The organism is Streptomyces sp. 7N604 (genome assembly GCF_052245475.1).
Classification (GTDB): Bacteria; Actinomycetota; Actinomycetes; order Streptomycetales; family Streptomycetaceae; genus Streptomyces.
Genome location: NZ_JBQQBX010000047.1, coordinates 14,846 through 40,848, shown reverse-complemented (window position 1 = coordinate 40,848; position 26,003 = coordinate 14,846). Strand labels below are relative to the sequence as shown.

Sequence of the window (26,003 nt, the reverse complement as noted above, 5' to 3'; positions counted from 1 at the left end):
CCCCCCCCCCCTTGGGGACGGGCCCCCGAAACCGTACGCCGTCAGGCCAGCAGCGCGGGAATCGTCGCGTCGTGCGCCTGCTTGAGCTCGGCCAGCGGGATGCTGAACTGCCCCTGGACGTCGAGCGCGTCGCCGTCCACGACACCGATCCGTGCCGCCGGAAGTCCGCGCGCGCCGCACATGTCGGTGAAGCGCAGCTCCTCGCTGCGCGGCACGGCCACCACCGCGCGGCCCGCCGACTCCGAGAAGAGGAAGACGAAGGGGTCCCCCGCGGCGGAGCCGCTATCGGAGGCAGTGTCGGGCACGACGATCCGGACGCCCTTCCCGCCTCGCAGGCAGGACTCGACCAGGGCCTGGACCAGCCCGCCGTCAGAAACGTCGTGCGCCGCGTCGATCATGCCGTCCCGCGACGCCGAGATCAGAATCTCGGCGAGCAGCTTCTCGCGCTCCAGGTCCACCTTCGGCGGAAGCCCGCCGAGGTGCTCGTGGACCACCTGGGACCAGGCGGAACCGCCCAGTTCCTCCCTGGTCTCGCCGAGCAGGTAGACCAGGTGGCCCTCGTCCGCGAACGCGATCGGCGTGCGGCGCGCGACATCGTCGATCACACCGAGCACCGCCACCACCGGGGTCGGGTGGATCGCGGCCTCGCCGGTCTGGTTGTACAGCGACACATTGCCGCCGGTCACCGGGGTCCCCAGCACCTGGCAGCCATCCGCGAGACCACGACAGGCCTCCGCGAACTGCCACATGACCGCCGGGTCCTCCGGCGAGCCGAAGTTGAGGCAGTCGGAGATGGCGAGCGGCTTCGCGCCGGACGCGGCGACGTTCCGGTACGCCTCGGCGAGCGCGAGCTGCGCGCCCGCGTACGGGTCGAGCTTCGCGTAGCGCCCGTTGCCGTCCGTCGCGACGGCGACCCCGAGGCCCGTCTCCTCGTCGATCCGCACCATGCCGGAGTCCTCCGGCTGCGCGAGCACCGTGTTGCCCTGCACGAAGCGGTCGTACTGGTCCGTGACCCAGGACTTGGACGACTGGTTCGGTGATGAGACCAGCGCGAGGACCTGCTTGCGCAGCTCGTCGCCGCCGGCCGGGCGCGGAAGCCGGGACGCGTCGTCGGCCTGCAGCGCGTCCTGCCACTCCGGGCGGGCGTACGGCCGCTGGTACACCGGGCCCTCATGGGCCACGGTCCGCGGCGGCACGTCCACGATCTGCTCGCCGTGCCAGAAGATCTCCAACCGCTCGCCGTCCGTCACCTCGCCGATCACGGTGGCGATGACATCCCACTTCTCGCAGATCTCCAGGAACCGGCCGACCTTCCCCGGCTCGACGATCGCGCACATGCGCTCCTGCGACTCGCTCATGAGGATCTCCTCGGGCGAGAGCGTCGCGTCGCGCAGCGGCACGGTGTCCAGCTCGACGCGCATGCCGCCGGAGCCGGCGCTCGCCAGCTCGCTCGTCGCGCAGGACAGGCCCGCGCCGCCGAGGTCCTGGATGCCGGTGACCAGGTCCGCCTTGAAGAGCTCCAGGGTGCACTCGATCAGGAGCTTCTCCTGGAACGGGTCGCCGACCTGGACCGCCGGGCGCTTGGCCGGGCCGGTCGACTCGAAGGTCTCGCTCGCCAGCACCGACACCCCGCCGATGCCGTCGCCGCCGGTCCTGGCGCCGTAAAGGATCACCTTGTTGCCGGCGCCGGACGCCTTCGCCAGGTGGATGTCCTCGTGCTTCATCACGCCCACACACAGCGCGTTGACCAGCGGGTTGCCCTGGTAGCACGGGTCGAAGACGACCTCGCCGCCGATGTTCGGCAGGCCCAGGCAGTTGCCGTAGCCACCGACGCCCGCGACGACACCCGGCAGGACGCGCTTGGTGTCGGGGTGATCGGCGGCGCCGAAGCGCAGCGGGTCCATGACCGCAACCGGCCGGGCACCCATGGCGAGGATGTCGCGGACGATGCCGCCGACGCCGGTGGCCGCACCCTGGTACGGCTCGATGTACGAGGGGTGGTTGTGCGACTCGACCTTGAAGGTGACGGCATAGCCCTGGCCGACGTCGACGACGCCCGCGTTCTCACCGATGCCCACCAGCAGGGCGGCGTTCTCGGGGGCCTTCTCGCCGAACTGCTTCAGGTGCACCTTGCTCGACTTGTACGAACAGTGCTCGGACCACATGACCGAGTACATCGCCAGCTCGGCGCCGGTCGGGCGGCGGCCCAGGATGTCGCGGATGCGCTCGTACTCGTCCTTCTTGAGGCCGAGTTCGGCCCACGGCTGCTCGGTGTCCGGGGTCTCGGCCGCGTGCTTGACCGTATCCAGGCTCATGCTGCGTCCCCTTCATTCGCTTCTCCGCCCGCGCGGCGCAGAGGTGCGGCCTTCGTGTTCTCCCCCACAGCCTTCGGCGTGGGCGGTACCCCCAGCAGCCGAGTGGCCGCGCGTGCGTCGCTCATACGCCGACCAGCTTCTTGAGGATCGAGGTGAAGAATCCGAGGCCGTCCGTGCCGCCGGTGCCGATGCCCGGCTCCACGGCGTGCTCGGGGTGCGGCATCAGACCGACGACATTGCCCGCCTCGTTGGTGATGCCGGCGATGTCGCGGAGCGACCCGTTGGGGTTCACGCCCAGATAACGGAAGGCGACCCGGCCCTCAGCCTCCAGCATGTCCAGGGTGCGCTCGTCGGCGACGTAGCGGCCGTCCATGTTCTTCAGCGGGATGTGGATCTCCTGGCCCGCGGTGTAGTCGGCGGTCCAGGCGGTGTCCGCGTTCTCCACCCGCAGCTTCTGCTCACGGCAGATGAAGTGCAGATGGTCGTTGCCGAGCATGGCGCCGGGCAGCAGGTGCGCCTCGGTGAGGACCTGGAAGCCGTTGCAGATGCCCAGCACCGGGAGACCGGCCCTGGCCTGCTCGATGACGATCTCCATGACCGGCGAGAAGCGGGAGATGGCTCCGGCCCGCAGATAGTCGCCGTACGAGAATCCGCCGGGCAGGACGACCGCGTCGACTTGCTTGAGGTCCTTGTCGCGGTGCCACAGCGCGACCGGTTCCGCGCCGGCGCGGCGAATCGCGCGCTGCGTGTCCCGGTCATCGAGGCTCCCGGGGAAAGTCACGACTCCGATACGGACGTTGCTGCGGCCCGAAGGGCCTCCGTTGAGGGTGGTGGTGGGAGACAAGCGGGCAGTCACGACTCGACCTTCACGGTGAAGTCCTCGATCACAGTGTTGGCGAGGAACGTCTCGGCCATCTCGCGGACCCGGGCGAGGGCGGCTTCATCGACCGGCCCTTCCACCTCGAGTTCAAAGCGCTTTCCCTGGCGGACGTCGGCGATTCCGTCGAAACCGAGGCGGGGCAGTGCACGCTGCACCGCCTGGCCCTGGGGGTCGAGGATCTCCGGCTTGAGCATGACGTCGACTACGACGCGTGCCACTGGCACTCCCGGTGGTGTGGTGCGTAAGGCGGTTCCCTCAGCGTACCCCGCTGCAAAATCTACGCGGGTAGATATCCCGGGGCACGGTCACGTTTACGCATCGGCGCGGGTTCCCCCTGTGGAAAATCAGGGGAAAACCGTATGGTCACCGATTGCGGCATGACACGCGGAGGGAATTAACTGGGCTTCGCAATGCAATCGCTGTCGCTGTACAAATGAAAAAGAACTGACCCCCAACCCCCGGCCACCCGCATCTTCGCACGTCATTGCGGTGGTGCCGTTACGAAAGGACCGATATCCGTGGCTCAGCGCGTAGTGGTCACACTCTCCGACGACATCGATGGCGGGGAAGCGGCGGAGACGGTCACCTTCGGTCTCGACGGCAAGTTCTACGAGATCGACCTGAACACAGCCAATGCGAAGAAACTGCGCGGAGCGCTCGCGCCTTATGTGGAAGCGGGCCGAAAGCGGTCCAAGTCGGGCAAGGCCTACCGGCACACCGCCGTCGCCCCCGACCCCGCGGCCGTACGGGCCTGGGCGCGGTCGCACGGCATGGAGGTGCCGCCGCGCGGCCGGATCCCGAAGAAGGTCTACGAGGCGTTCAACGCATCGAGTTGAGCAGAGCCCTGGCCGGAGCGAGGGCGGGGCCGGGCCGGTGCGGGGCCGGTGCGGGCCTGGCCGAGGCCGGACCGCAGCTGACTTGCACGACACCCCGGGCGATCAGCTAGAGTCTGGAGCGCGCCGAGGGGCGAGGCCGCAGGGCCGGACCTCACGGAGCCGCGCGGGTGTAGCTCAGTAGTAGAGCGCCCCCTTTCCAAGGGGGAGGCGCAGTGTGCGATCCCTGTCACCCGCTCTCCTCACTTTTCCGACCAGCCAGTGGATCGGGTACAGTGATGGTCGCGCCGGGCGGTGAAAGCCGTTCGGAGGCATGCGGACGTAGCTCAGTTGGTAGAGCGCAACCTTGCCAAGGTTGAGGTCGCGAGTTCGAGCCTCGTCGTCCGCTCCACGCAGGGCGAAGGCCCCGGTCCCAAGGACCGGGGCCTTCGTCGTATGGCGTCGGCTCCCGCCGTCGTATGCCGTCGGCTCCCGCGACGATGACATTTGTCATGAGCAGTGGTGACAGCCTGCACTGCCCGCGCCCGCCGGGCGTCGCAAGGCTGAATCCATGGACACCGACGAGTATGTGATCGACGTCACCGGGCTGCGGCGCAGCTACGGCGACGGCCGCGGAGCCTTCGAGGCGGTGCGCGGGATCTCCTTCTCCGTGGCGCGCGGCGAGCTGTTCGCCCTGCTGGGCACGAACGGCGCCGGCAAGACCTCGACCGTCGAGCTGCTGGAGGGCCTGGCCAGGCCGAGCGGCGGGCAGGTGCGGGTGCTGGGGATGGACCCGTACGAAAGGCGGGCCGAGGTGCGGCCGCGGACCGGCGTGATGCTCCAGGAGGGCGGCTTCCCCTCCGACCTCACGGCCGGGGAGACGGCCAGGATGTGGGCGGGCTGCACCAGCGGGGCGCGCCCGGTGGCCGAGGCCCTCGGGCTCGTCGGGCTGAGCGCCCGCGCCGGCGTACGCGTCAAGCAGCTGTCGGGCGGTGAGCGGCGCCGCCTGGACCTGGCACTGGCGCTGCTGGGGCGGCCCGAGGTGCTGTTCCTGGACGAGCCGACGACCGGGCTCGACGCGGAGGGTCGGCGCGACACCCAGCGCCTGGTGCGCGAGCTGCGGGACGGCGGGGCCACGGTCGTGCTGACGACCCATTACCTGGAGGAGGCGGAGGCGCTCGCCGACCGGCTCGCGATCCTGCACGAGGGGCGCATCGCGGCCTGCGGCTCCACCCACGAGGTGATCGCCGCGCACCCGGCCCGGATCTCCTTCGAGCTGCCCGAGGGCTATCTGCTGGGCGACCTGCCGCCGTTGCCCCGGCTGGGCGTGGTCAGCCACGAGCAGCGAGGGCAGCGGATCCGCCTGCACACCGAGCGGCTGCAGGAGTCGCTGACGGAGCTGCTGAGCTGGGCGGACGCGAAGGGCGTCGTGCTGGGGCGGCTGGATGCGCGGGAGGCCTCGCTCGAGGAGGCGTTTCTGGCCATCGCGGGCAACGGGGGCAGCGGGGACGGAGCGGCGGAAGGTGGTGTGCGATGAGTGCCACCGCGACCACCGGCGCGGCGGGGCGGCTGGCGGCGCTCGGCCGGGCCGAGCTGACCCTGCTCGTACGGAACCGGACCGCGCTGTTCATGGCGCTGCTCATGCCCGTCGCGATGGTGTGGGCGGTGCGGTCGAGCGTCGCGCGGCTCGACCTCGCCAGAACCGGGCTGAGCCTCGCCGCAGCCTCCATGACCGGCGGGATCGGGGTCGTTCTCATCTTCGTCGTCTACGCCAATCTCGTACCGGCCTATGTCGCCCGCCGCGAGGAGCTGGTGCTCAAGCGGCTGCGGGCAGGGGAGCCGGGGGACCTGGAGATCCTGGCGGGCACCGCGCTTCCCTCGGCAGCGGTGGCGCTGAGCCAGTGCGCGGTGCTGATCGCGGCCGGGGCCCTGCTGCTGGACCTGTCCGCGCCGCGGCGGCCCGAAATCCTCGTGGTGGGCATGCTGTTGGGCACCGTCATGCTGGCCGCCCTGGCCGCCGCGTCGGCCGCCGTCACCAGGACCGTGGAGAGCGCACAGATCACGGTGTTGCCGCTGATGGCGGTGTCGTTCGGCGGGTCGGGGCTCTTCGTCCCGCTGGAACTGCTGCCGGACGGGGCGGCGGACGTCCTGCGGCTGCTACCGGTGACACCCGTCGTGGAGCTCGTACGGTACGGCTGGCTGGGCGGCGCGGGTACGGACGCGGGTGCCGTGCTGCGGGCGGTGGGGTGCGCGGTGGTCTGGGCGGGGCTGGCCGTGTTTGCTGTACGGCGGTGGTTCCGCTGGGAGCCGCGGCGCTGAGCGCTGTGCCGCGCGTCGTGCTGGGGAGTGGGGAGCGGATGTCGAGGCTGACGCGGTGGTGGGACCGGCGGAGCGATCCGGCCCGGATCGAGCTCTACACCCGCTGGCTGTTCCACGCCTTCGTGCTGGTCGAGATCACGGCGATCGGCGCGGCGGTCGCCGGCGGGGAAGCGCCGGCCCGGGTGCGCGCCGGGCTGTTCCTGCTGGTCGCGGTGCACGCCGTGCTCTGCGCCGTGCTGTCCTCGCGGTCCCTGGACTGGGCGCTCGACCGGCGTGCGCGGCCGGTCCGGCTCGCCACCGGCGTCGCGGTGTTCTCAGCCGCGGGGGCGGTGCTGGCGCTGTCCCTGCGCGCGGCCGGGACGGTCCCCGAGATCGGGGACGCGAGCTCCGCGGTCGTCGGCTTCACCGGCTTCGGCCTCGGCGCGCTGGTCCTGGGGCTGCGCGGGATTCGGCATGCGTTGTACGCGGCCGGGGTGGCCGCGGCGGGGGTGGCGGTGGCCGCGGCGGCGGTCCGGCTGCCGGTCAACGAGGTCGTCGGCTTCGCCGTCGCGACAGCCCTTGCGGGCACGGTGATGACCTTCACGAACGGCTTCTCGGCGTGGCTGCTGCGCGCCGTATGGGAGTTGGACGCGGCCCGCGAACTCCAGGCGCGGCTGGCGGTCGCGGAGGAGCGGCTGCGGTTCGGCCGCGACCTGCACGATGTGATGGGGCGCAACCTGTCGGTCATCGCCCTCAAGAGCGAGCTGGCCGTACAGCTCGCCCGGCGGGGGCGGCCGGAGGCGGTGGAGCAGATGATCGAGGTGCAGCGGATCGCGCAGGAGTCGCAGCGCGAGGTGCGTGATGTCGTACGGGGCTACCGGGAGGCGGACCTTGACGTGGAGTTGGCGGGTGCCCGGTCCGTGCTGAGGGCCGCGGGGGTCGCCTGCCGCGTCGAGGGCGACGACGGCTCGCGCCTGCCGACTGAGGTGCAGTCGGCGCTGGGGTGGGTGGTGCGCGAGGCCGCGACCAATGTGCTGCGGCACGGGGACGCTCGGCGCTGCGCGATTCGGCTGGACGCGGGCGCGGGCGGCGCCGGGCGCGCGGTGCTGGTGGTGGAGAACGACGGCGCGCCGGGCACCGCGCCGGGCCGTGGAGGCGCGGGGCTTGCGGGCTTGCGTGAGCGGTTGACCGCGCTTGGCGGCACGTTGGCCGCCGGGCCGCATCCGGATGGCACGTTCCGCCTGACCGCAGAGATCCCGCTGCCCGGCGGGGTGTCCGATTTCCTCCCTGCGCTGCGCGCGGGGGCTTCCCGCCTACCCGCCCCTGAAGGGGGCTCCGCCCTTCAACCCGACCGCCGCCCAGGTCGCAAAGCCCCCCGCGTGCCGGAGCCGCATATCGTCCGCAGCCGGGAAGGGGCGCCTGCGGGCGGAGCCGCTAGGGGCCACTGCGGGGAAGGACCCTCCGCCGGACTCGCCCCAGGGCGAGCGGGAGGGGAAGCGGGTGACTGGGAGGAGCGCGCCGAGGGCCTGCCCGCGGAGAGCGCGGGCGACTCTCGGCGGCATCGGGGGCGGAGTTCCGGCCGCGGACCGGCGGGAGCGTGATGAGCGTCGAGCACGGCTCCCCCCAGGCGTCAGCGGCACGCGTACGGGTGTTGCTCGCCGATGACGAGCACCTCATTCGCGGGGCGCTCGCCGCGCTGCTGGCGCTGGAGGACGATCTGCTGGTCGTCGCCGAGGCCGCATCCGGGCCCGAGGCGGTGGCGATGGCCCGGGCGCACCGCCCTGACGTGGCGGTGCTGGACCTGCAGATGCCGGGGGCGGACGGTGTGTCGGTGGCAACATCACTGCGGGCCGAGCTGCCCGGCTGCCGGACAATGATCGTGACCAGCCACGGCAGGCCCGGGCATCTGAAGCGGGCGCTGGCGGCCGGAGTCCGCGGGTTCGTACCGAAAACCGTCTCGGCGCAGCGGCTCGCCGAGATCATCCGCACGGTGCACAAAGGAAACCGTTACGTGGACCCGGAGTTGGCGGCGGACGCCATCAGCGTCGGGGACTCCCCGCTCACCGCCCGCGAGGCCGAAGTGCTCGAGCTGGCGGCCGATGGCGCGCGCGTCGCGGAGATCGCGCAGCGGGCCGTGCTCTCCCAGGGCACCGTTCGCAACTACCTCTCCTCCGCGGCCGCGAAGCTCTCCGCGGAGAACCGCCATGCGGCGGTGCGCATCGCACGTGAGCGAGGTTGGCTATAGTTGCCTCCGCAACGCGGCATGCGGACGTGGCTCAGTTGGTAGAGCATCACCTTGCCAAGGTGAGGGTCGCGAGTTCGAATCTCGTCGTCCGCTCCAGAGGAAAAGGCCCCGGTCATCACGACCGGGGCCTTCTGCGTGGGCAGCCGCTCCATGGGGGCGTAGGGCGGGGTTACGACCAGGGCGTGCCGGTCAGTCGCTCGTACGCCTCCACGTACTTGGCGCTGGTCCGTTCGACGATCTCCGCGGGCAGCGCGGGCGGCGGCTGTTCGCTGCGGCGGTCCCAGCCCGAGGCGGGCGAGGTCAGCCAGTCGCGGACGTACTGCTTGTCGAAGGACGGCTGCGGGTGGCCCGGTTCCCAGGCGTCGGCGGGCCAGAAGCGCGAGGAGTCCGGGGTCAGCACCTCGTCCGCGACGACCAGGGTCTCGCCGTCGAAGCCGAACTCGAACTTCGTGTCGGCGAGGATGATCCCGCGGTCGCGGGCGAGGTCGCGGGCCCGGCTGTAGAGGGCGAGGGTGGCCTGCCGCAGCTGGGCGGCGGTGTCGGCGCCGACCTGGCGGGCGACTTCCTCGTACGACACGTTCTCGTCGTGGTCGCCGACCGCGGCCTTGGTGGCCGGGGTGAAGATCGGGGCGGGCAGTTCGGAGCCGTCGGCCAGGCCCTCGGGGAGGGCGAGACCGCAGACCGTACGGCTCTCCTCGTACTCGGCGAGGCCGGAGCCGGTGAGGTAGCCGCGGGCGACGCACTCGACGGGGACCATGCTCAGCGACTTGCAGACGAGGGTGCGGCCGGCCCAGTCGGCGGGGGCGCCCTCGGGGAGGTCGGTGCTGAGGACGTGGTGGGGGATCAGATCCGAGATGCGGTCGAACCACCACAGGGACAGCTGCGTGAGGACGCGCCCCTTGTCCGGGATCTCGGTGGGCAGCACCCAGTCGTAGGCGGAGATGCGGTCGCTGGCGACCATCACGAGGTCGCCCGACCCGTTCTGATACAGGTCACGCACCTTGCCGGTGTGCAGATGCACCAGACCGGGCACCTGAGCTGGCTCGGGCTTTTCCACGAATCCGGACACGCTGCCTCCGCGTAGATCGATCCAGGAGTCCGTTCCGATTCTCCCGTACCGGACGCGGTTCCTCCCTTCCAGGGTCCTTCAGCGTCAGTCGCGCTTGCAGATGCGGTCGAGGAGGTTGGCGGTGGCCCGCTGGACCCGGGCGTCGACATGGCCGGGCCGGTCCAGCGCGGGCGACCAGGCGAAGGTGCCGGAGGCGAAGACGAACGCGCCGCTGGGGGCCCGGTAGAGGGACGTCTCCTGGTGGCGGGTGTCGCCCTCGGTGTCCTTGTACGGGGAGTGGGCGAGCAGGATGCGGCGGGTGTGGTCCGGCAGGGGTGTGCGGGGGAAGTAGCGGTCGGCCTCGCCCGCGACGAGGCCGGGCAGCTCGTCGCCCTCGGCCGCGCCGGTCGCCTCCCACAGCCAGTGGTCGGCGTTGCGGACCACCATCGGGCTGGGTTCGGGGACCGCGCCCGCGTACTGGATGCCGAGCAGGAGCTGCTCCGGCCGCCCCAGCTCGCGCCAGAGCGCGGGTTTGCCCGGGCCGCGGCGCTTGCGGCAGCTGAGGAGGCGGTCGGGGGCGCCGGACGGGGACGCGGCCAGCTCGGCCTGCCAGTACATGGTGTTGGCGGAGAGGAAGACGAGGGACGTGCCGGTGTCGCGGGCCAGCTCGACGGTGCGGCGCATGGGGACCGACCAGTACTCGTCGTGGCCGGGGAAGACGAGGCCGCGGTAGCGGGTCGGGTCGATGCGCCCGGCGTGCAGGTCGCGGGTGTCGGCGTACGCGACGTCGTAGCCGTAGCGCTCAGCAAAGCGGACGAAGTCGTAGGCGTGGCCGACGTGGAGGGGGAGGCCGGCGCCCGCGTAGGGGCGGTCGAAGGAGACGGTGACGGCCGCGTCCTCCTCGCCGAGCAGGCGGCCCTCGTCGTCCCAGGCGTGGTAGAGGCTGGCGCCGGTGCGGCCGTCCTCGGGGTAGAGGTTGTACGCCTGCCAGGTGATGTCGGGGAGCAGGAGGAGCAGGTCGGCAGCGGGCGGGGCGGCGTGCAGAGCCTCGTGGGAAGGCTGGTGGTGGGCGACGGGCGGGAGGGTGTCGCGGACGGTGAAGGGGATGTGGCTGCGGTAGCCGTCGGCGGTGGTGAGCACGGCGACGTACGCCCCTTCGCTCCAGTACGTGGGGACCTGGAGGCGCCAGGACAGCCACCAGTGGTGGCACGAGACGGTGCGGTCGGCGGTGAGCGGGGCGGGCTGGACGATGCCGGAGAGCCGAGGGCTCGTGGTGATCTTCGCGGCACCGTCGCCCCCGTAGTGGCCGATCCGGTAGATGTCGACGGAGAACTGCTGGGGCGGGTCGACGGTGATGCGGAAGTCGATGGCCTCGCCCGGGGCGACGGCTCCGGTGGAGGCGAAGCCCTTGATCTGGCGGTGGACATCGTCGGCGGTGCGGGGGCCGTGGGCCGGGGCGCAGCGGGCTCCGGACCTGCGGGGGGCGGGGACGCCGGAGTTGGCGGCGCCTCGGTCGCCCCGGTCGGCTCGGTCCGGGGCGGCGGGATCGGCGATGCCGGGATCCGCGGCGACGGCCGGGTCGACGTACCAGGGCACGACGTGGCCGGTGTCGTCGAAGTAGTTCTCGCTGCCGCGCAGCCAGGGCACCGGGCCCTGGCCGAAGGGGTCCGAGACGGCGTGTGCGAGCGCTCCCGACTCCCAGCGGCGGATCTTGTCCGTACTCACGAACGATCCCTCCCGGACCTGATGCTCCCCTGACCGGTTAAGCACATCACACTCAGCGGTGTGTCCGTAACTGTTCGTGGCGATTCATTGAGGAGCGGTGGATGTCGCGGCGTGATCAAGTGGTGGAAATGCGATGGTCGTGGTGAACTGCCCGGATTTTATGGGGTGGATGGGTGGCTGAATGGCTGGGTGGCTGGGATACGGCGGCTGGTCATGGGGCTGGGTTGAAGGCCGGTTCGGGGCTGGGGTGGGGCGGGGGTATTTGCTCGGGTGGCTGGACCGGAGCCGACCTCGGCCCGGAGCTAGACCAGGCGGACGGGCTTCTCCGGGCGTACGCCGGCGGCGGTGAGCCAGTCGCGGAGCGGTCCAGGGTCGCCGTCCTCGAGCAGGTTCAGCACGGGTGTGCCGAGGTCCGCACCGCGCTTGCCCGCGACGAGCAGCACGGGCCCGTCCAGCCAGTCGAGACCGGGCGCCGCCCCTGCGGTGTCCACGGCCGCGCAGCAGACCATGGCGGTGATGTGGTCGGCGAGCAACTCCCGGCCCGTACGCGGGGCCTGTACGGGGAAGAGCGGGACGGACGCGGCCGTGTCGCTCCACAGGGCGGAGTCCATGGCTTCGGCGTCATGCCCGTTGGCGCCCTCGGCTCCTTCGGTGCCTGACGCGCCTGGCGGGGCCGCGGCCGCGCGGGCCGCCGCCTCCTCGCGGGCCACTTCCTCGCTGAGCCGCGCGGCCAGCTTCTCCCCCAGCCGGACCCGGTCGGCGGACGCGAGCCGGTCGACGACGCGCGCGAGAGTCGGCGCCGCGGGCGGCTCGCCGCTGGGGGCGCTGGAACCGCTGGAACCGCTGGAGGCGACGTGCCCGGCTGCCGGGTTGGTCCGAGTAGCGGGGTCGGCCGGGTCGGGCTCCCGGGCGTCACCGGCTTCCGCGCCCAGGGCAGCACCCGTGGTCCCGGCGCTCCCGTCCAGAGCGGCCTGACCCGCCACATCGGCGGGTACCTCCCGCGTACGCGGTGGGGGCTCCGCCGCCCCGCCCGAGAGCGCGCCGGTATCGGCGGGCCCGTTCGTCGGTTTGGAGGGATGCGACGGATTCAAGGGATGCGGTGGATTCGAGGGCTTCGAGGGATTCGAGGGCTTCGACGATGCGGTGGCGGCCGTTTCGGTGGGCCCGTGGGGCCGTGCGCGGGGCTGTGGGGGGAGTTCGTCGAGGATGCGGTGGAGACGGGCGGCCTCGCGGCGCCACTTACGGTCCACGACTTCTTCCGGGTACGTCGCCCAGTCGACCGGGGACCAGTCCGGTCCAGGGGTCGCCGGGCCACCGTGGAAGAGGCGGGCCGCGAGCAGCGATGCCGCCTCGTCGACCAGGCCTGGCTCCTCAAGGAGGTCGCACGCGGGCCGCTCTCCCAGCCGAGTGGCGAAGCCCTCGGCGAGCCGGTCGCGGCGGGACAGCTCGGTGAGCGCCGACACCACGCCGGCGTCGAGGCGGGACGGCCAGCGCCCCATCCGCCAGGCGGGCAGCGCCACCCTGGTCAGCAGCCGGTCCCAGCCCGCGTAGGCCAGGCCGACCTGTTCCTGGGCGACGATCCGCAGGCCGTAGTCCACAGCCTGTGCACGGGCGGACGCGGCCGCGGCGACGCCCCGCTCCATCTCGGCCGCGTGGTCCCGGCAGCCGCGCAGGAGCAGCCGGGCGGTCCAGCCGACGAAGGCCAGGTGCGGGCGGCGGGCCGCGACGGCGACGGCGGCGTCCAGGCCCCGTACGAAGCGGCGGGCCGCCGCTATATCCGGGTGCGCGGAGGGCCCGGTCCCGGCGACGACCGGCGCGAGTATGGCCCGCAGCTCGGCCACCCGCATCCACCACAGGAACGGCGACCCGATGACCAGGACCGGCGCTCCTTGCCCGCGCCGCTTGCCCTCGGCAGGAGCCGACCGGGCCTGGCCCGCCGGGGTCGCCGTGGCCGCGCGGGCGGGGTCGGGCGGCTGCGCGGTCGCCGGGTGGGTGCGGTCCTCCAGCCAGCTGTCGCAGTCGGGGGTGAGCGCTATCGCGGACGGCGCGGGGACGTCGAGGCGGTCGGCGAGATCGCGTACGAGGCGGTAGAGGTCCGGCGCGGCCTCCTCCGGGATCGGCACCGTGGGGCTGACCGCGGGCCTGGCCTTGACGACGACGGCCGCGATTGCCGCGGCCAGCAGGAGTACGACGGCGGCCACCGCCACGAAAGTCCAGCGGACCGCGTCCCATCCGGAGCCGCCGATCCGGCCCGTGGCGTCGGCGACGAGCAGCACGACGGCGACTGCCGTGGGCAGCAGGGCGACGGCCAGCGCGGCCCCGCGCGTGCGCAGCACGGCGAGGGCGCCGGAGCGCGCGAAGTGCAAGCCCGGCTCGGCGCCGGACGGCTCGGAAACGATCGGAAGTCACCCCCTGCTGGCTTCTGGCTCACTGGCTACTGCCTCTTGCGGCTTGCCCGCTTTCCCCCACTGTGGCACCGGGCACCGACATCGCAATGTCGGTGGGCCAGTTGCCGGACGCGCGGCTGGACGTGCGGCCGGACATGCGGCGGAGACCGTGGGGCTCCGCCTGCGCGGAACCCTAGTTGGGGGGTTCGCGTGCGTCAGCCGTATGACGCAGCGGTCACTCGATGGAATGGCTTTGGTCAAAGCCGGTTCCGCTGCGCTTGGCCTTCGACGCGCCGAGGCCCCGTCCGCCCTGTCCGGAACCTGCGGCTCCAGCCCCAGTCGACACCCCACCGCGCCGCGGCCCGGGTCCCGCTGACGCAAGGCGCGCAGCCCACGCCACGGCCGCGCGCCTGCCGCGGGCCAGGCGGCGCGGGGTGTGGCGTTGCGCGAAGGCTGCGAGCGCCGCGCGGTCAGCCAGGCGCCAGCCGGTCCGGCGCGCTTCACCGGGCCCGGCCCCCGGCGCGGAAATCTGCAGCTCAGGTCCAGTCGGCGACCCGCCATCACCGCACCCGCCCCGCTGACGCAGGGCGCGCAGCCCACGCCACGGCCGCGCGCCCGCCGCGGGCCGGGCTGCGCCGGGCTCCCACCGGGCTGCCGCGGCGCCGTGGTAGCCCGGCGGGTGGGCCCGTGTGGCGGCGGGCATCGGCCCGGTTCCGTGCCTTTCGCGGCAGTCCCGGCGGGGCGCGGGGTCAGGACTCGGCGGCTGCGGCGGCGATGTCGGTGCGGTGGTGGGAGTCGGCCAGGTGGATGTGGGAGACCACGCCGTACGCGCGGGTGCGGGCCGTCGAGAGGTCGGGGCCCGTGGCCGTGACCGAGAGGACGCGGCCGCCCGCGCTCAGCACCTCGCCGGAGGCGCCCCGCTTGGTGCCCGCGTGCAGCACGTACGCGTGCTCGTCCTGCCGCGCGGCGTCCTCGAGGCCCTCGATCGGGTCGCCCGTGCGCGGCGTCCCCGGGTAGTTGTGGGAGGCGATGACGACCGTGACCGCCGCGCCGTCGCTCCAGCGGAGAGGCGGGAAAGTCGCGAGCGAGCCCGTCGCCGCGGCGTACAGCAGCCCCGACAGAGGCGTCTTGAGCCGTGCCAGAACGACCTGGGTCTCCGGGTCGCCGAAGCGCGCGTTGAACTCGATGACCCGCACGCCCCGGGACGTGATCGCAAGACCGGCGTACAGCAGGCCGGAGAACGGCGTGCCGCGGCGGTGGAGCTCGTCCACGGTCGGCTGGAGGACGGTCTCCAGGACCTCGTCGGCCAGCTTCGGGTCCGCCCAGGGCAGCGGGGAGTACGCGCCCATGCCGCCGGTGTTCGGGCCCTGGTCGGCGTCGTAGGCCCGCTTGAAGTCCTGGGCGGGCTGCAGCGGTACGACCGTCTGGCCGTCGGTCACGGCGAAGAGCGACACCTCGGGGCCGTCCAGGAACTCCTCGATGACCACGCGCTCGCACGCGCGCGCGTGCCGCCGGGCCATCTCCAGGTCGTCCGTGACGACGACGCCCTTGCCCGCCGCCAGGCCGTCGTCCTTGACCACGTACGGGGCCCCGAACGCGTCCAGGGCCTCGTCGATCTCCTCCGGGGTGGTGCAGACGTACGAGCGGGCGGTGGGGACGTTGGCCGCGGCCATGACGTCCTTGGCGAAGGCCTTGGAGCCCTCGAGCCGCGCCGCCTCGGCGGAGGGGCCGAAGACCGGGATGCCGCGGGCGCGGACGGCGTCCGCGACACCGGCGACGAGCGGCGCCTCGGGGCCCACGACCACCAGGTCGGCGGCGAGGTCGGCCGCGAGGCCGGCCACGGCGGGGCCGTCGAGCGCGTCCACGCGGTGCAGCTCGGCGACATCGGCGATGCCGGCGTTGCCGGGGGCGCAGTGGAGCGCGGTGACGTCGGGGTCGAGGGAGAGGGAGCGGCACAGGGCGTGTTCGCGGGCGCCGCCGCCGATGACGAGGACCTTCACGGGCTTCAGGGTAGACGCCCGCGCCCGCGCCGCGCCCGGCCGCCCCTCCGGACCGCCCTCCCGGGCCCGGCCCGGACGCCCGGCCCCCGGCCCTTCGCGCCGGGTTTCTCACCCGCCCGCCCTTGAAAGGAGGGGCGGGTGGGAATGCCGCGCGGCGGGCGCGGGGCCGGGACGCCCCGCAGCAGGCCCAGGGCGGGAAGGCCCCGCAGCGGGCCCAGAGCGGGAGACACGACAGGTCCGGGCCGGGAGACGCCGCGGGCGGGGCGGAGGATGCCGCGCGGTGGGTGAGGGGCCGCGGCGGGGCGGCCGGGCCTCCCCTAGTTGGTGATCAACAGGCGGTAGGTGCGGGGGCACTCTTTCGAGTGAGGTTTCGGAGCTGCCTATACAGGAGGGCTCACCACTTCTGGGCGGAAATCTTGCGATCTTGGCCGCGAAGCCAGCCTTTCGGCGGTAGGAAGGAGGGCCGCGCAGCGCATCAGGCGTCACGTGGGTACCGCAGGCCGGAGGCCGGAGACCCCACGCGACGGCACCGCACCGCACGTCACAGCACCACCGCACCACCGAACCACCGCACCGCACAGCAACGGATCGCATCGCGCCGCATCGGATCGGATTCGCATTGCATCGCCATCGCAGAGGGAGCACACGGGTGAGCCAGCCGGAGATGCAGCCCGAGGGGCCTCCTCGGGAGGAGGGCGGGAAGGGGCAGGGCGACCTGCTCGGTCGGCCCTTCCCGCTCGGCGACTGGGGTGAGCCCGCAGAGCGCCTCGAAGAGCTGTACCTGTGGGTCGAGAACCGGGCGCTCGGCACCGTCGACTGGTACCTCGCCGACCGTCAGTGGAAGCGGCGCGGGGCCCGGGCGCTGCGCCTCGCCACCGCCGTCACCGGCTCCGTGGGCGTCGCGCTGCCGCTGCTCGACCTGACCGGAGTCCTCGACGACGGAACCGGCTGGGGCTTCTTCGCCCTCCTCCTCGCCGCCGTGTGCACCGGCTGCGACCGCTTCTTCGGGCTGACGTCCGGCTGGATGCGCGACCTGGCGACGGCCCAGGCGGTGCAGCGGCGCCTGGAGGCGCTGCAGTTCGACTGGGCGTCGGAAAGCGTACGGGAGGTACTCGGCCCGACGGAGGGCACCGCGAGTGAGGCCGCCGAGCGCTGTCTGACCGTACTGCGGCGCTTCTCGGAGGACGTGTCGGAGCTCGTACGGTCCGAGACCGCGGACTGGATGGTCGAGTTCCGGGCGGGCCCGACGCCGCTGGTCACCCAGTCGCTCGTGCCGTGGGTGGCGCGGCCCGAGCAGAACGGGCAGCCGCCGGTGAGCCGTCACCCCGTCCCGCCGCCCGGCGCCCGCCCCAACATGCCGCGCCAGCGGCCTCCCGAGTCCCCTCGCTGAGCCGAGTCCCCTCGCGGACCGAGTCCCCTCGCTGAGCCGGGGCCGCCCCCCGGCCCCTCCCGCTCTCAGCCAGGACCCACTCTCAGCCCGGCCCTCCCGCTCTCAGCTGAAGACGATCATCGATCCCTGGCCCAGGCTGCGCGTCGCCGCCGCGTGCAGCCCCAGCCAGACGTGCCGCTCCCGCGCGTACGGGCTTTCGTCGTACGGGGCCGTGGCCGCGGGCTCCTCCAGGGACGTGGGGCGGGCCGGCGCGGCGGGGGCCGCGGGCGGGTTGGACGGGTCGAGCCCGATCGACGGGGCCACCGCCTCCAGTTCGCGCAGCAGCCCGTTGCTGGACCCCAACGGCCCGCCGCCCACCATGAGTTCCTCGTTCGTCAGCGGCTGCCCGAAGTCCACCGGCACGTACGCGCCCGCGTGGTCGTAGTGCCAGACCAGGTGGGACTGCTGCGCCGTGGCCTCGAACATCTCCAGCAACTCCTCGTAGTCCCCGCCCAGTTCGTCGACCGGGGTCACGGGGAGCCCGCAGATCTGCAGCAGGTAGGCCCGGCGCAGGAAGTGCAGCGCGTCGTAGTCGAAACCGGCGACCGGGGCGACGTCGCCGGACAGGCCCGGCATGTAGCCGAAGACCGGAACGGGCGGCAGACCCGCGTCGTTCAGGGCTTGGTTGTAGGTCGCGAGTTCGTCGGCGAACGGATTGTCGGGGCTGTGGCACAGCACATCGACGAGGGGGACCAGCCACAGGTCACAGGCCACAGGCGCTCACTCTCGGTCGCTCTCTCGGTCGCTCGGTCCGTCGCGTTAGTGCGATCTTCGGGCCAGAGTAGTTGCCCCACGCACCCTGCGTCAGCCGGGCGTCCCACAGTCAGCCGACGTCCCACAGCCATGCGTCACCCACCCGCCGGCCCGGCTGCCCCAGCAGCCGCTCCAGGGTGATCCGCAGCGCCTGGTCGTTCGGCTGCTGCGCGAGCACCACCGCGCCCGCCCGCCAGAATCCGAGGTCCTTGCGGGCGGCCTGCTGCTGGTCGGGGCCGATGTACGGGATGCGCCCCGAGTACCGGACGTCGCGCAGGAGGTCGTTGGTGGGGCGGGGCGGGGCACCGTAGATGCCGAGCCGGTCGGGTCCCCAGGGCCCGTTGAAGTAGCCGCCGGGCAGCGGGAATCCGAAGTCCGCGTCGATCTGCCACTTCAGCGCGCTCGCCTCGGCCGGCGACGGCAGCGGGACGGGGACGAGGGACTGGCCGGGTTCGACATACGAGCGCCAGGTGCCGTCGGCGACGAGCCGGGGCACGGCGGGCCGCTCGACGGTCTCCAGCGGCTTGGGGGTGATGGGCAGCAGGGCCGCACCGAGGGCCAGGCAGCCCGCCACCCGGATGACGAGGGCCCGGTGCCGCCGGTCCAGTTCCTCGCCCTCCCCACGCGCGCGTGTCTCGGCCGCCGACTCCGCGACCGTCGCCCACGCCAGAGCGAGCAGCATGCCGATCGCCGGGGCGCACACCATCGCGTACCGCGACTCGATGACCGACTCGAACAGCGGCAGCCGGTCGAAGACCCACCAGGGCCCGGGCGTGGTGGCGTCCGTCCCCGGCAGCGGGATCCGCGCGCCGAGCGACAGCAGCGCGGCGAAGGCGGCCGTCCAGGTCAGGGCGCGTACGGCGGCCCGGTCCCAGAGGACGACGGCGAGGACGAGCAGCAGGGAGACCAGCGGCCAGCCGTAGAAGGCGTTCTGCTCGGTCGGGTTGAGGGCCAGCGCGGCGGCCCGGTCCGGGTCGCCCGCGAAGGCGCGTGACGAGAACTCGACGAGCGCGCGGGGCGGGTTGCCCGTCGGGCCGTGCAGGATGCTCTTGTAGCTCTGGTCGCCGAAGAACTGCCAGTACAGCGGGTACGCGACCAGCGGCAGGCAGACCGCGGCGCCGACCGCGAGCCCGCGCAGCAGGGGCAGTACGGCGGCGCGCGCGACGGCCGGGCGCACGCACGCGTAGCCGACCGCGAAAGCGACCATGCCGGTCGCGGCGAGCAGCAGCGTCTCCTCGCCGAGGAAGATCTGCCAGGCGAGCAGCAGGCCGAGGACGGCACCGTCGCGTACGGCCCTGCGTCCCTGGGCGATCCGCAGCGCCCGGTCGATGATCAGCGGGATCACGAACAGCACCACCAGGTTGGGGTGGGCGTTGGCGTGCGAGATCATCGGCGGCGCGAAGGCGCTGAAGGCACCGCCGAGGGCGGCGGCGCCCCGGTTCCCTGTGAGGTGCTTGCGGATCAGCCAGTACCAGGCGGTGGCGGTCGCCGCGAGGCCGCCGGTGAGGACGACGGCCCAGGTCACGGTCGGGCCGAAGAGAGCGGTGACGGGGGCGAGGGGGACGGAGAGCCCGAGCATGACGGTGTTGGCCATCAGGTTCACGCCCAGCGGGAAGTTCTGCAGGGTCGTGAAGAGCGGGCTGTCGGCGTGCAGGACGTTGTGCCCGGTGACCGCGAAGAACCACTCCCACTGGTTCTGGTCGCGCATGCTGTCGACGAGGTAGGCGCGGTCGAGGTCGGCCCACAGGTTGACGTACAGGAGGAGGGCGGCGAGGAGGTAGCCGGCCGGTACGGCGAGGACGGCGGGGCGTATGCGCCGACGCCGGGGCCGGCCGGAGGTCGCGGCCGGTTCCGGCGCTCCCGCCGTTTCGGGCGCTCCCGCCGCTCCCGCACCCGTACGGTCCGTTCCGCCCCCGCGATCCGTACGGTCCGCCGGCTGCGTGGTGTTCGCGTCCGCCGTCACTTCGTCCTCGTTTCGCCCCGCAGGCGGACCCGCACGATCTCGGCCAGCACCTTGGCGTAGTCGAAGGGGCCGACCTTGGACCCCGGCTGGTGCGACCAGCGCACTGGGACCTCGGCTATCGGCCAGCCGTTGGCGTGGAAGATCCGCAGTATCTCGACGTCGAAGCCCCAGCCGTCCGTACGGGCCAGGGCGAAGGCCCTGCGCGCCTTGTCGCCGTCGAAGAGCTTGAAGCCGCACTGGGTGTCGCGTATCCCGGGCACCGCCACGGCCTGGATGAGCCGGTTGCCCGCCTTGCCCAGCAGCTCGCGCAGCGCGTGCTGGCGGACCTCGATGCGCGCGCCGGGGCGGGCGCGGGAGCCGATCGCCGCGGCGTAGCCGTCGTCGAGGCGGTCGTGCAGCTGGGCCAACTCCTCGATGGGCGTGGCGGCGTCGGCGTCGCAGAACAGCACGCGGCGGCCGCGCGAGGCCCGGATCCCGATCCGTACGGCATGGCCCTTGCCGCGGTTGGCCGGGGCGCGCAGCAGCCGGATGCGGGGCTCGGCGGCCGCGGCCTCAGCGGCGACCTCCGCGGTGCGGTCGGTGGAGCCGTCGTCGACGACGATCAGCTCCCAGCGGCGGCACGTGGTGCGCAGATAGCGGCACACCTCATCCATGCCGGGGCGCAGCCGCTGTTCCTCGTTGTAGGCCGGGATGACCACCGACAGGTCGATGACGGCTGTATCCGCCTCGGCATGGGGCTGCGGCCTGGGCGCGGGCAGCGCCGCCCGGTGTACGGCGTCCATGCCTTGCCTTCCCCCTTCGTGGTCGACCGTGTGTACGGTACCGGCCCCCCGGCGGCCCGACCGGCGCCCGCTGGTTGTACGGGCCTTGGGCCGGGCTCGTTCGACGCCGGCGGTCAGCCGTCGTGCATCACCTTCTCGAGGAGCTGGAGCGAGTGGTCGTTGTAGTCCGCGATCAGGCGCTGAACGGCGGCCGGGTCGCGCTGCTCCACCGCGTCGACGAGCGCGTTGTGCCCGTTCCACAGCCGCCCCTTGAGGTCGGGCTCGCGGCGCAGGTACGGCACGGCGAACGCCCAGCACTGCACGCGCAGACGGTCCAGAAAGTCGGAGATGTACGGGTTTCCGAGGAGGGAGCCGAGTTCGCGCCAGAACCGCAGGTCGTACCCGATGAGGATGTCCAGGTCCCCGGCCCTGGACGCCCGCCCGGCCTCCTCGGCCCTGCGCCGTACGGAGGCGAGGGCGCGGCCGGTCGGTCCCTGAAGGCGCTCGGGGTCGCTCCGGAAGATGCCGTCGATGACGAGGGCGCGGGCCTCGACCATGCTGCGGAAGTCGTCGAGGGTGAACGGGTGCACCTGGAAGCCGCGGTGGTGCTCCATGTCGACCAGGCCCTGGGCGGCGAGGTCGACGAGTGCCTCGCGGACGGGGGTGGCGGAGACGCCGTACTGGTCGGCGATCTCCTTGACGGTGACGTGCCGGCCGGCCGGGAGGCGGCCGGCGAGGATCTCGTCCCGGAGCGCCTCGGCGATCTGCTGGCGCAGGGTGTTGCGGGTGACCGCCGAACGGTCTCCGCTGCCGCCGTGGTGGTCGCGGCCACTGCCCGTGCCCCGCATCCGACCGCCTCCTTCCGCGGGCCCGCAGGTGGGGGTCGGCCCGCGGGCACACCCTATGCGCTGCCGCGCCGGACGGCCCCTGACACCGATGGCTGTTTGTGCCGCCGTTCCGCGGTGCGGAACAAATGCCCACAAACCGATAGGGGCGCCACGACTGGGGGCGCCGCACTGAGGGCTCCGCCCCCGAACTCAGGCCGTCGTGTGGGTGTCCGCCACCGACAGGGCCTCGTCCAGGATCGCCAGGCCCTCCTTGGCCTCGGCCTCGGTGACCGTGCAGGGCGGGACCACGTGCGTGCGGTTCATGTTGACGAAGGGCCAGAGGCCCTTCGCCTTGCAGGCGGTGGCGAAGGCCGCCATGGGCGCGTTCGCCTCGCCCCCCGCGTTGTACGGGACCAGCGGCTCGTGGGTCTCCTTGTTCCTGACCAGGTCGAGCGCCCAGAAGACGCCGAGGCCGCGCACCTCGCCCACCGACGGGTGGTGCTCCGCGAGTTCGCGCAGGCCGGGGCCGAGGACCCTCTCGCCGATGCGGTCCGCGTTCTCGACGATCCGCTCCTCCTCCATCGCGTTGAGCGTCGCGACGGCCGAGGCGCAGGCCAGCGGGTGCCCCGAGTACGTCAGGCCGCCCGGGTACGGCCGCTGGTCGAAGGTCGCGGCGATCTCCGCGGAGATCGCGACGCCACCGAGCGGCACATAGCCGGAGTTGACGCCCTTGGCGAAGGTGAGCAGGTCGGGGACGACGCCGAAGTGGTCGGCGGCGAACCAGCGTCCCGTACGGCCGAAGCCCGCCATGACCTCGTCGAGGATGAAGACGATGCCGTGGCGGTCGCAGATCTCGCGGACCCCGGCGAGGTAGCCGGGCGGGGGCACGAGCACGCCCGCCGTGCCGACGATCGTCTCCAGGATGATCGCCGCGACCGTCTGCGGGCCTTCGAAGGCGATGGTCTGCTCGAGGTGGAGCAGCGCGCGCTCGCACTCCTCGGCCTCGGTCGTGGCGTGGAAGTTCGAGCGGTAGAGATGCGGACCCCAGAAGTGCACGACACCGGCCGAGGCGGTGTCGGAGGGCCAGCGGCGCGGGTCGCCGGTCAGGTTGATCGCGGCGGCGGTGGCCCCGTGGTACGAGCGGTAGGCCGACAGCACCTTCTGACGGCCGGTGTGGAGGCGGGCCATCCGCACCGCGTTCTCGACCGCCTCCGCGCCGCCGTTGGTGAAGAAGATCTTGTCGAGGTCGCCGGGCGTGCGCTCGGCGATGAGGCGCGCGGCCTCGGACCGTACGTCCACGGCGAAGCCGGGCGCGATGGTGCACAGCCTGGCGGCCTGCTCCTGAATGGCGGCGACGACCTTCGGGTGCTGGTGGCCGATGTTGGTGTTGACCAGCTGGGAGGAGAAGTCGAGGTAGCGGTTGCCGTCGTAGTCCCAGAAGTACGAGCCTTCCGCACCGGCCACGGCCAGGGGGTCGATGAGTCCCTGCGCGGACCAGGAGTGGAAGACGTGGGCGCGGTCGGCGGCCTTGACGGCCTTCCCGGCCTGGGGATCTGCATGAGGGGTCATGCGGCTCAGCGTAAGGAGCGGCGTACCGCGGCCGACACCGTCATCGTGTATGGCTTCGGCCACGCCCCCCGGCACCCTGTCGGGTCGCCGGGCGGCGTCGGTGCTCAGGCGGCATCGGTCTCGTGCGCGGTGAAGGTGACCTGGGTGTTGTCGTCGTCGAGGGCGATGTTGAGGGAAGCATCCAGCGCACGGGCGAGCTTGGCGAGCAGCGGCAAGGTAGGCATGGTGTCGGAGCCCTCGATGCGGGAGATCTTCGCCTGGGTGAGGCCGGCGCGCTCGGCGAGTTCGGTCTGGGTCAGCCCGAGCTCGGAGCGGCGGTCGTAGACGGCCTGGGCGAGCGCCATGGACAGCCGGATTTCGTGGCGGGCCTCGGCGACGCCGCCCGGCTCGGTGAAGCCCTCGGCGAGCTTGCGCTCCCGCAGGGTCTTCCATCGGCTGTGGCTCATCATCAGACCTCTCCTTCCTCGATGATCCGCAGGAACTTTTCGTGTGCCGGGCCGTGTTCGGCCGCACAGGTCTTCTGCGCAAGCTTGGCCCGTTCGACCTCGGCGCCCTCACGCATCTTCGTCTTGCGGAACACCGTCAGCAGCACCGCCGTGCGGTTCGGGGGTCAGCCAGTACGTGATGCGCATCGCCGCCCCGTCGAGCGTCGGGCGCAGCTCACGCACGCCGTCGCCGAGGTGGCGAGCGTACGGTTCCCCGAGCGTTGCCGCGCGTTCGGCGAGCAGACCCACGTACTCGTCGACCTTGAGGAAGTGCTTGGCAGGCAGGGACTCCAGCCAGGCCCGCACCTCCGGCTCGATGTCGATCGCGTACAGCTGCTCCACACCAGCACGGTATATGTCGTCAGCGACATATACACCGCGTGGGCGGTGCCGGAATGACGACGTCACGTTGCGGCCGTCACCAAGCTGCTACCGAAGCGCGGAGAACCCGTCTCCCAGGGGCCTCTATCCTCTGTCGCACCGCAAACGGCGAAATCGGGGGAGACCACCGGCATGGAAGAGCTGCGAGCCGAGGATCCGCAATGGATCGGCGCGTACCGGCTGCTCGGCAGGCTGGGCGCCGGTGGCATGGGGTGCGTGTACCTGGCGCGGTCGGAGCGCGGCCGTACGGTCGCGGTCAAGCTCGTCCAGGCCGAGCTGGCCCGGCAGTCCGACTTCCGGCGGCGGTTCGCGCACGAGGTGGAGGCGGCGCGGCGGGTCGGCGGCCGGTGGACCGCGCCCGTGCTGGACGCCGACACCGAGGCGGACACCCCCTGGGTGGCCACCGGCTACATCGGCGGTCCCTCCTTGCAGTCCGTCGTCGCCGAGGACTTCGGGCCGCTGCCGGAGCACTCCGTACGCATCCTGGCCGACGGCCTCGCGCACGCCCTCCGCGACATCCACGCCGCGGGCCTCGTCCACCGCGACCTCAAGCCCTCCAACATCCTGGTCACCATCGACGGGCCGCGCGTCATCGACTTCGGCATCGCGCGCGCCACGGAGACGCTCGCCGGGGGCGGTCTCACGATGACGGGCGCGGTCGTCGGATCGCCCGGCTTCATGTCGCCCGAGCAGGTGCGCGGCGAGCGCGTCACGACCGCGAGCGACCTCTTCTGCCTCGGCTCCGTGCTCGCGTTCGCGGCCACCGGGCGCCAGCCCTTCGGTACGGCCAACAGCGGTCTGCACGCGCTGATGTACCGCATAGCCCAGGAGGAGCCGGACCTGACGGGGCTGCCGGACGGGCTCATGGACCTGGTCCTGGGCTGCCTCGCCAAAGAGCCCGGGCAGCGGCTCACCGTCGACCAGGTGCTGGAGCGGACCGGCGGCGCGGCCGGGGCCGGGGCCGGTGACGAGCCGTGGCTGCCGGGCGGGCTGCTGGCCCGGCTCGGGCGGGACGCGCTGCAACTGCTGGAGACGGAGAACCCGCAGACCTCGCGGCTGGCCCGCACCGGGGCGGCCCCGGCCGCCCCCGCGACTGTGCCTGCTCCGGGAACTGCCGGTCCGGCTACGGGTCTTGGCCGGGCTCCGGAGGCGACGCCGAGCCCGGCACCCGGCGCGACACCCAGCGCGGCACCCGGCTCAGCGCCCAACCCGGCAGCCAGCCCGGCACCCGGCTCAATGCTGCAGCCGTCCACCCCACCGCCACCAGCTGCCGCCTTCTCCACAAAGAAGACCCCGGCCCCCGGCCCCTCCACCCCGCCACCGCCCGCCGCGACCGCCCAGCCGTGGGGGAACGGGACCGCCGCGTTCGGCCCCGCGCCCGCACCCGCGCCGGGGCCCGCCCCGTACCAGCCGCAGCCCCGCCCGCCCGCCGTCTGGCAGCCGCTGCGCGGCCTGGCGACCGCGCTCTCGATCCTCCTCGCGCTCTCGCTCGTCTTCGCCCTCATCGACCTGCTCCTCAGCTTCTCGCTCTACGGGACCTACGAGCGAGGGCTCAGCTGGGAGATCGCCGACCGGAGAGACTCGGTCGACGCGGTGGGGATCTTCGGCGGTCTCACGTCCCTCACGGCCGTCGTGCTGTGGCTGGTCTGGTTCCGGCGGCTTGCGGTGAACACCGAGCTGATCGCCCCGGGCCGCCAGCGGTTCAGCCGCGGCTGGGCCGTCGGTTCCTGGTTCACGCCCATCGTGCAGCTGTGGTTCCCCAAGCAGATGGCGAACGACATCTGGAGCGCCGTGGTCCCCTCGCACCCCGTCCCAGGACCATACGGCGGGCCCGCCGCGGTCCCGTCCCGCTCGCTCCTCAGCTGGTGGTGGGGGATGTACTGCACGATGTTCGTGACCGGCTTCCTCGCCACCCTCGTGGAGATCGCGGCCACGACGAACGACGACTACAAGGCCGCCACTGCCTGGACCATCCTGTTCGACTTCGCGGCGCTGATGGCCGGCATCCTCGCGCTCGCCGTCATCCAGCGGCTCACCTCCCTCCAGGAGCAGCGCGCCCCGCGCAGGCCGTACTGACCCTCCGGCCTTCCGGCTCTCCGGCCCTCCGGCGAACGCGCCGCTTTCC

At 72.7% G+C, this 26,003-nt stretch carries 20 protein-coding genes, 3 tRNA genes and 1 pseudogene; 10 read left to right on the top strand and 14 right to left on the bottom strand.

The window, feature by feature from the left end; translation table 11 throughout:
- Nucleotides 1-41 precede the first annotated feature (41 nt).
- The 3 genes from purL to purS all read right to left on the bottom strand — a co-directional run bounded on the left by purL (nt 42) and on the right by purS (nt 3,413).
- Nucleotides 42-2,315, bottom strand: a complete 2,274-nt coding sequence (gene purL, locus ACTWP8_RS34820) for a phosphoribosylformylglycinamidine synthase subunit PurL (RefSeq protein ID WP_443326083.1) — start codon at nt 2,313-2,315, stop codon at nt 42-44.
- Between the two features lie 121 nt (nt 2,316-2,436).
- Nucleotides 2,437-3,159: a phosphoribosylformylglycinamidine synthase subunit PurQ gene (gene purQ / locus ACTWP8_RS34815; RefSeq protein WP_443326084.1), complete on the bottom strand. Its 723-nt coding sequence runs from the start codon at nt 3,157-3,159 to the stop codon at nt 2,437-2,439.
- A gap of 8 nt (nt 3,160-3,167) precedes the next feature.
- Nucleotides 3,168-3,413, bottom strand: coding sequence for a phosphoribosylformylglycinamidine synthase subunit PurS (gene purS / locus ACTWP8_RS34810; protein ID WP_443315611.1), 246 nt, complete (start codon nt 3,411-3,413; stop codon nt 3,168-3,170).
- 300 nt (nt 3,414-3,713) lie between these two features.
- Between purS and ACTWP8_RS34805 the strand changes: the two genes are divergently transcribed.
- The 8 genes from ACTWP8_RS34805 to ACTWP8_RS34770 all read left to right on the top strand — a co-directional run bounded on the left by ACTWP8_RS34805 (nt 3,714) and on the right by ACTWP8_RS34770 (nt 8,646).
- Nucleotides 3,714-4,031, top strand: a complete 318-nt coding sequence (locus ACTWP8_RS34805) for a histone-like nucleoid-structuring protein Lsr2 (RefSeq protein ID WP_443315610.1) — start codon at nt 3,714-3,716, stop codon at nt 4,029-4,031.
- 163 nt (nt 4,032-4,194) lie between these two features.
- Nucleotides 4,195-4,266, top strand: a tRNA-Gly gene (locus ACTWP8_RS34800).
- A 77-nt stretch (nt 4,267-4,343) separates the two neighbouring features.
- Nucleotides 4,344-4,419: transfer RNA gene (locus ACTWP8_RS34795), tRNA-Gly, on the top strand.
- A 159-nt stretch (nt 4,420-4,578) separates the two neighbouring features.
- Nucleotides 4,579-5,544, top strand: a complete 966-nt coding sequence (locus tag ACTWP8_RS34790; protein WP_443326082.1) for an ABC transporter ATP-binding protein — start codon at nt 4,579-4,581, stop codon at nt 5,542-5,544.
- Entirely contained in the window at nt 5,541-6,326 is a 786-nt protein-coding gene (locus ACTWP8_RS34785; RefSeq protein ID WP_443326081.1) for an ABC transporter permease, read from the top strand. Before ACTWP8_RS34790 ends, ACTWP8_RS34785 begins: the two co-directional genes overlap by 4 nt.
- Before the next feature lie 38 nt (nt 6,327-6,364).
- Nucleotides 6,365-7,906, top strand: coding sequence for a sensor histidine kinase (locus tag ACTWP8_RS34780; RefSeq protein ID WP_443326080.1), 1,542 nt, complete (start codon nt 6,365-6,367; stop codon nt 7,904-7,906).
- On the top strand, nt 7,906-8,550 hold the full coding sequence (locus ACTWP8_RS34775; protein ID WP_443326079.1) for a response regulator: 645 nt from the start codon (nt 7,906-7,908) through the stop codon (nt 8,548-8,550). Before ACTWP8_RS34780 ends, ACTWP8_RS34775 begins: the two co-directional genes overlap by 1 nt.
- Nucleotides 8,551-8,570: 20 nt before the next feature.
- Nucleotides 8,571-8,646: transfer RNA gene (locus tag ACTWP8_RS34770), tRNA-Gly, on the top strand.
- A 73-nt stretch (nt 8,647-8,719) separates the two neighbouring features.
- Here ACTWP8_RS34770 and ACTWP8_RS34765 read toward each other — a convergent pair.
- From ACTWP8_RS34765 to purD, 4 genes are all read right to left on the bottom strand, one after another.
- Nucleotides 8,720-9,619, bottom strand: coding sequence for a phosphoribosylaminoimidazolesuccinocarboxamide synthase (locus ACTWP8_RS34765; protein WP_443326078.1), 900 nt, complete (start codon nt 9,617-9,619; stop codon nt 8,720-8,722).
- Between the two features lie 84 nt (nt 9,620-9,703).
- The gene (locus tag ACTWP8_RS34760; protein WP_443326077.1) at nt 9,704-11,323 is read right to left on the bottom strand and encodes a N,N-dimethylformamidase beta subunit family domain-containing protein; all 1,620 of its coding nucleotides are present in this window, start codon (nt 11,321-11,323) and stop codon (nt 9,704-9,706) included.
- Nucleotides 11,324-11,625: 302 nt separating this feature from the next.
- Entirely contained in the window at nt 11,626-13,689 is a 2,064-nt protein-coding gene (locus tag ACTWP8_RS34755) for a hypothetical protein (protein WP_443326076.1), read from the bottom strand.
- A gap of 770 nt (nt 13,690-14,459) precedes the next feature.
- Nucleotides 14,460-15,710 (bottom strand): phosphoribosylamine--glycine ligase, encoded by a 1,251-nt coding sequence (gene purD, locus ACTWP8_RS34750; protein ID WP_443326075.1) that lies wholly within the window; start codon nt 15,708-15,710, stop codon nt 14,460-14,462.
- Between the two features lie 649 nt (nt 15,711-16,359).
- On the opposite strand from purD, the gene ACTWP8_RS34745 reads away from it, so the two are divergent.
- On the top strand, nt 16,360-17,100 hold the full coding sequence (locus tag ACTWP8_RS34745; RefSeq protein WP_443326074.1) for an SLATT domain-containing protein: 741 nt from the start codon (nt 16,360-16,362) through the stop codon (nt 17,098-17,100).
- Between the two features lie 102 nt (nt 17,101-17,202).
- Here the strand turns inward: ACTWP8_RS34745 and ACTWP8_RS34740 are convergent, their stop codons facing one another.
- The 7 genes and pseudogenes from ACTWP8_RS34740 to ACTWP8_RS34710 form a co-directional block, all read right to left on the bottom strand.
- Nucleotides 17,203-17,853: a hypothetical protein gene (locus ACTWP8_RS34740; protein WP_443326073.1), complete on the bottom strand. Its 651-nt coding sequence runs from the start codon at nt 17,851-17,853 to the stop codon at nt 17,203-17,205.
- Nucleotides 17,854-17,962: 109 nt separating this feature from the next.
- Complete coding sequence (locus tag ACTWP8_RS34735; RefSeq protein WP_443326072.1) at nt 17,963-19,855, bottom strand: glycosyltransferase family 2 protein; 1,893 nt, start codon at nt 19,853-19,855, stop codon at nt 17,963-17,965.
- Nucleotides 19,852-20,637 carry a dolichyl-phosphate beta-glucosyltransferase gene (locus ACTWP8_RS34730; RefSeq protein WP_443326071.1) on the bottom strand — a complete coding sequence of 262 codons (786 nt, stop codon included), beginning with the start codon at nt 20,635-20,637 and terminating at the stop codon, nt 19,852-19,854. The genes ACTWP8_RS34735 and ACTWP8_RS34730 overlap by 4 nt, the downstream gene beginning before the upstream one ends.
- A gap of 113 nt (nt 20,638-20,750) precedes the next feature.
- Nucleotides 20,751-21,464, bottom strand: coding sequence for a GntR family transcriptional regulator (locus tag ACTWP8_RS34725; protein WP_443326070.1), 714 nt, complete (start codon nt 21,462-21,464; stop codon nt 20,751-20,753).
- Between the two features lie 189 nt (nt 21,465-21,653).
- Nucleotides 21,654-23,012, bottom strand: a complete 1,359-nt coding sequence (locus ACTWP8_RS34720) for an aspartate aminotransferase family protein (RefSeq protein ID WP_443326069.1) — start codon at nt 23,010-23,012, stop codon at nt 21,654-21,656.
- A 104-nt stretch (nt 23,013-23,116) separates the two neighbouring features.
- Nucleotides 23,117-23,458, bottom strand: coding sequence for a helix-turn-helix domain-containing protein (locus ACTWP8_RS34715; protein WP_443326068.1), 342 nt, complete (start codon nt 23,456-23,458; stop codon nt 23,117-23,119).
- A gap of 2 nt (nt 23,459-23,460) precedes the next feature.
- Nucleotides 23,461-23,839 (bottom strand): annotated as a pseudogene (locus ACTWP8_RS34710) (type II toxin-antitoxin system RelE/ParE family toxin).
- A gap of 171 nt (nt 23,840-24,010) precedes the next feature.
- Here ACTWP8_RS34710 and ACTWP8_RS34705 point away from each other — a divergent pair.
- On the top strand, nt 24,011-25,954 hold the full coding sequence (locus tag ACTWP8_RS34705) for a protein kinase domain-containing protein (protein WP_443326067.1): 1,944 nt from the start codon (nt 24,011-24,013) through the stop codon (nt 25,952-25,954).
- Nucleotides 25,955-26,003 lie beyond the last annotated feature (49 nt).

What these genes read in the sequence shown, in the direction of transcription:
- ACTWP8_RS34725 (WP_443326070.1), bottom strand. Translation starts at nt 21,464, where the DNA reads ATGCGGGGCACGGGCAGTGGCCGCGACCACCACGGCGGCAGCGGAGAC.
- ACTWP8_RS34785 (WP_443326081.1), top strand. Translation starts at nt 5,541, where the DNA reads ATGAGTGCCACCGCGACCACCGGCGCGGCGGGGCGGCTGGCGGCGCTC.
- ACTWP8_RS34720 (WP_443326069.1), bottom strand. Translation starts at nt 23,012, where the DNA reads ATGACCCCTCATGCAGATCCCCAGGCCGGGAAGGCCGTCAAGGCCGCC.
- ACTWP8_RS34715 (WP_443326068.1), bottom strand. Translation starts at nt 23,458, where the DNA reads ATGAGCCACAGCCGATGGAAGACCCTGCGGGAGCGCAAGCTCGCCGAG.
- ACTWP8_RS34730 (WP_443326071.1), bottom strand. Translation starts at nt 20,637, where the DNA reads ATGGACGCCGTACACCGGGCGGCGCTGCCCGCGCCCAGGCCGCAGCCC.
- ACTWP8_RS34705 (WP_443326067.1), top strand. Translation starts at nt 24,011, where the DNA reads ATGGAAGAGCTGCGAGCCGAGGATCCGCAATGGATCGGCGCGTACCGG.
- purL (WP_443326083.1), bottom strand. Translation starts at nt 2,315, where the DNA reads ATGAGCCTGGATACGGTCAAGCACGCGGCCGAGACCCCGGACACCGAG.
- ACTWP8_RS34790 (WP_443326082.1), top strand. Translation starts at nt 4,579, where the DNA reads ATGGACACCGACGAGTATGTGATCGACGTCACCGGGCTGCGGCGCAGC.
- ACTWP8_RS34775 (WP_443326079.1), top strand. Translation starts at nt 7,906, where the DNA reads ATGAGCGTCGAGCACGGCTCCCCCCAGGCGTCAGCGGCACGCGTACGG.
- ACTWP8_RS34780 (WP_443326080.1), top strand. Translation starts at nt 6,365, where the DNA reads ATGTCGAGGCTGACGCGGTGGTGGGACCGGCGGAGCGATCCGGCCCGG.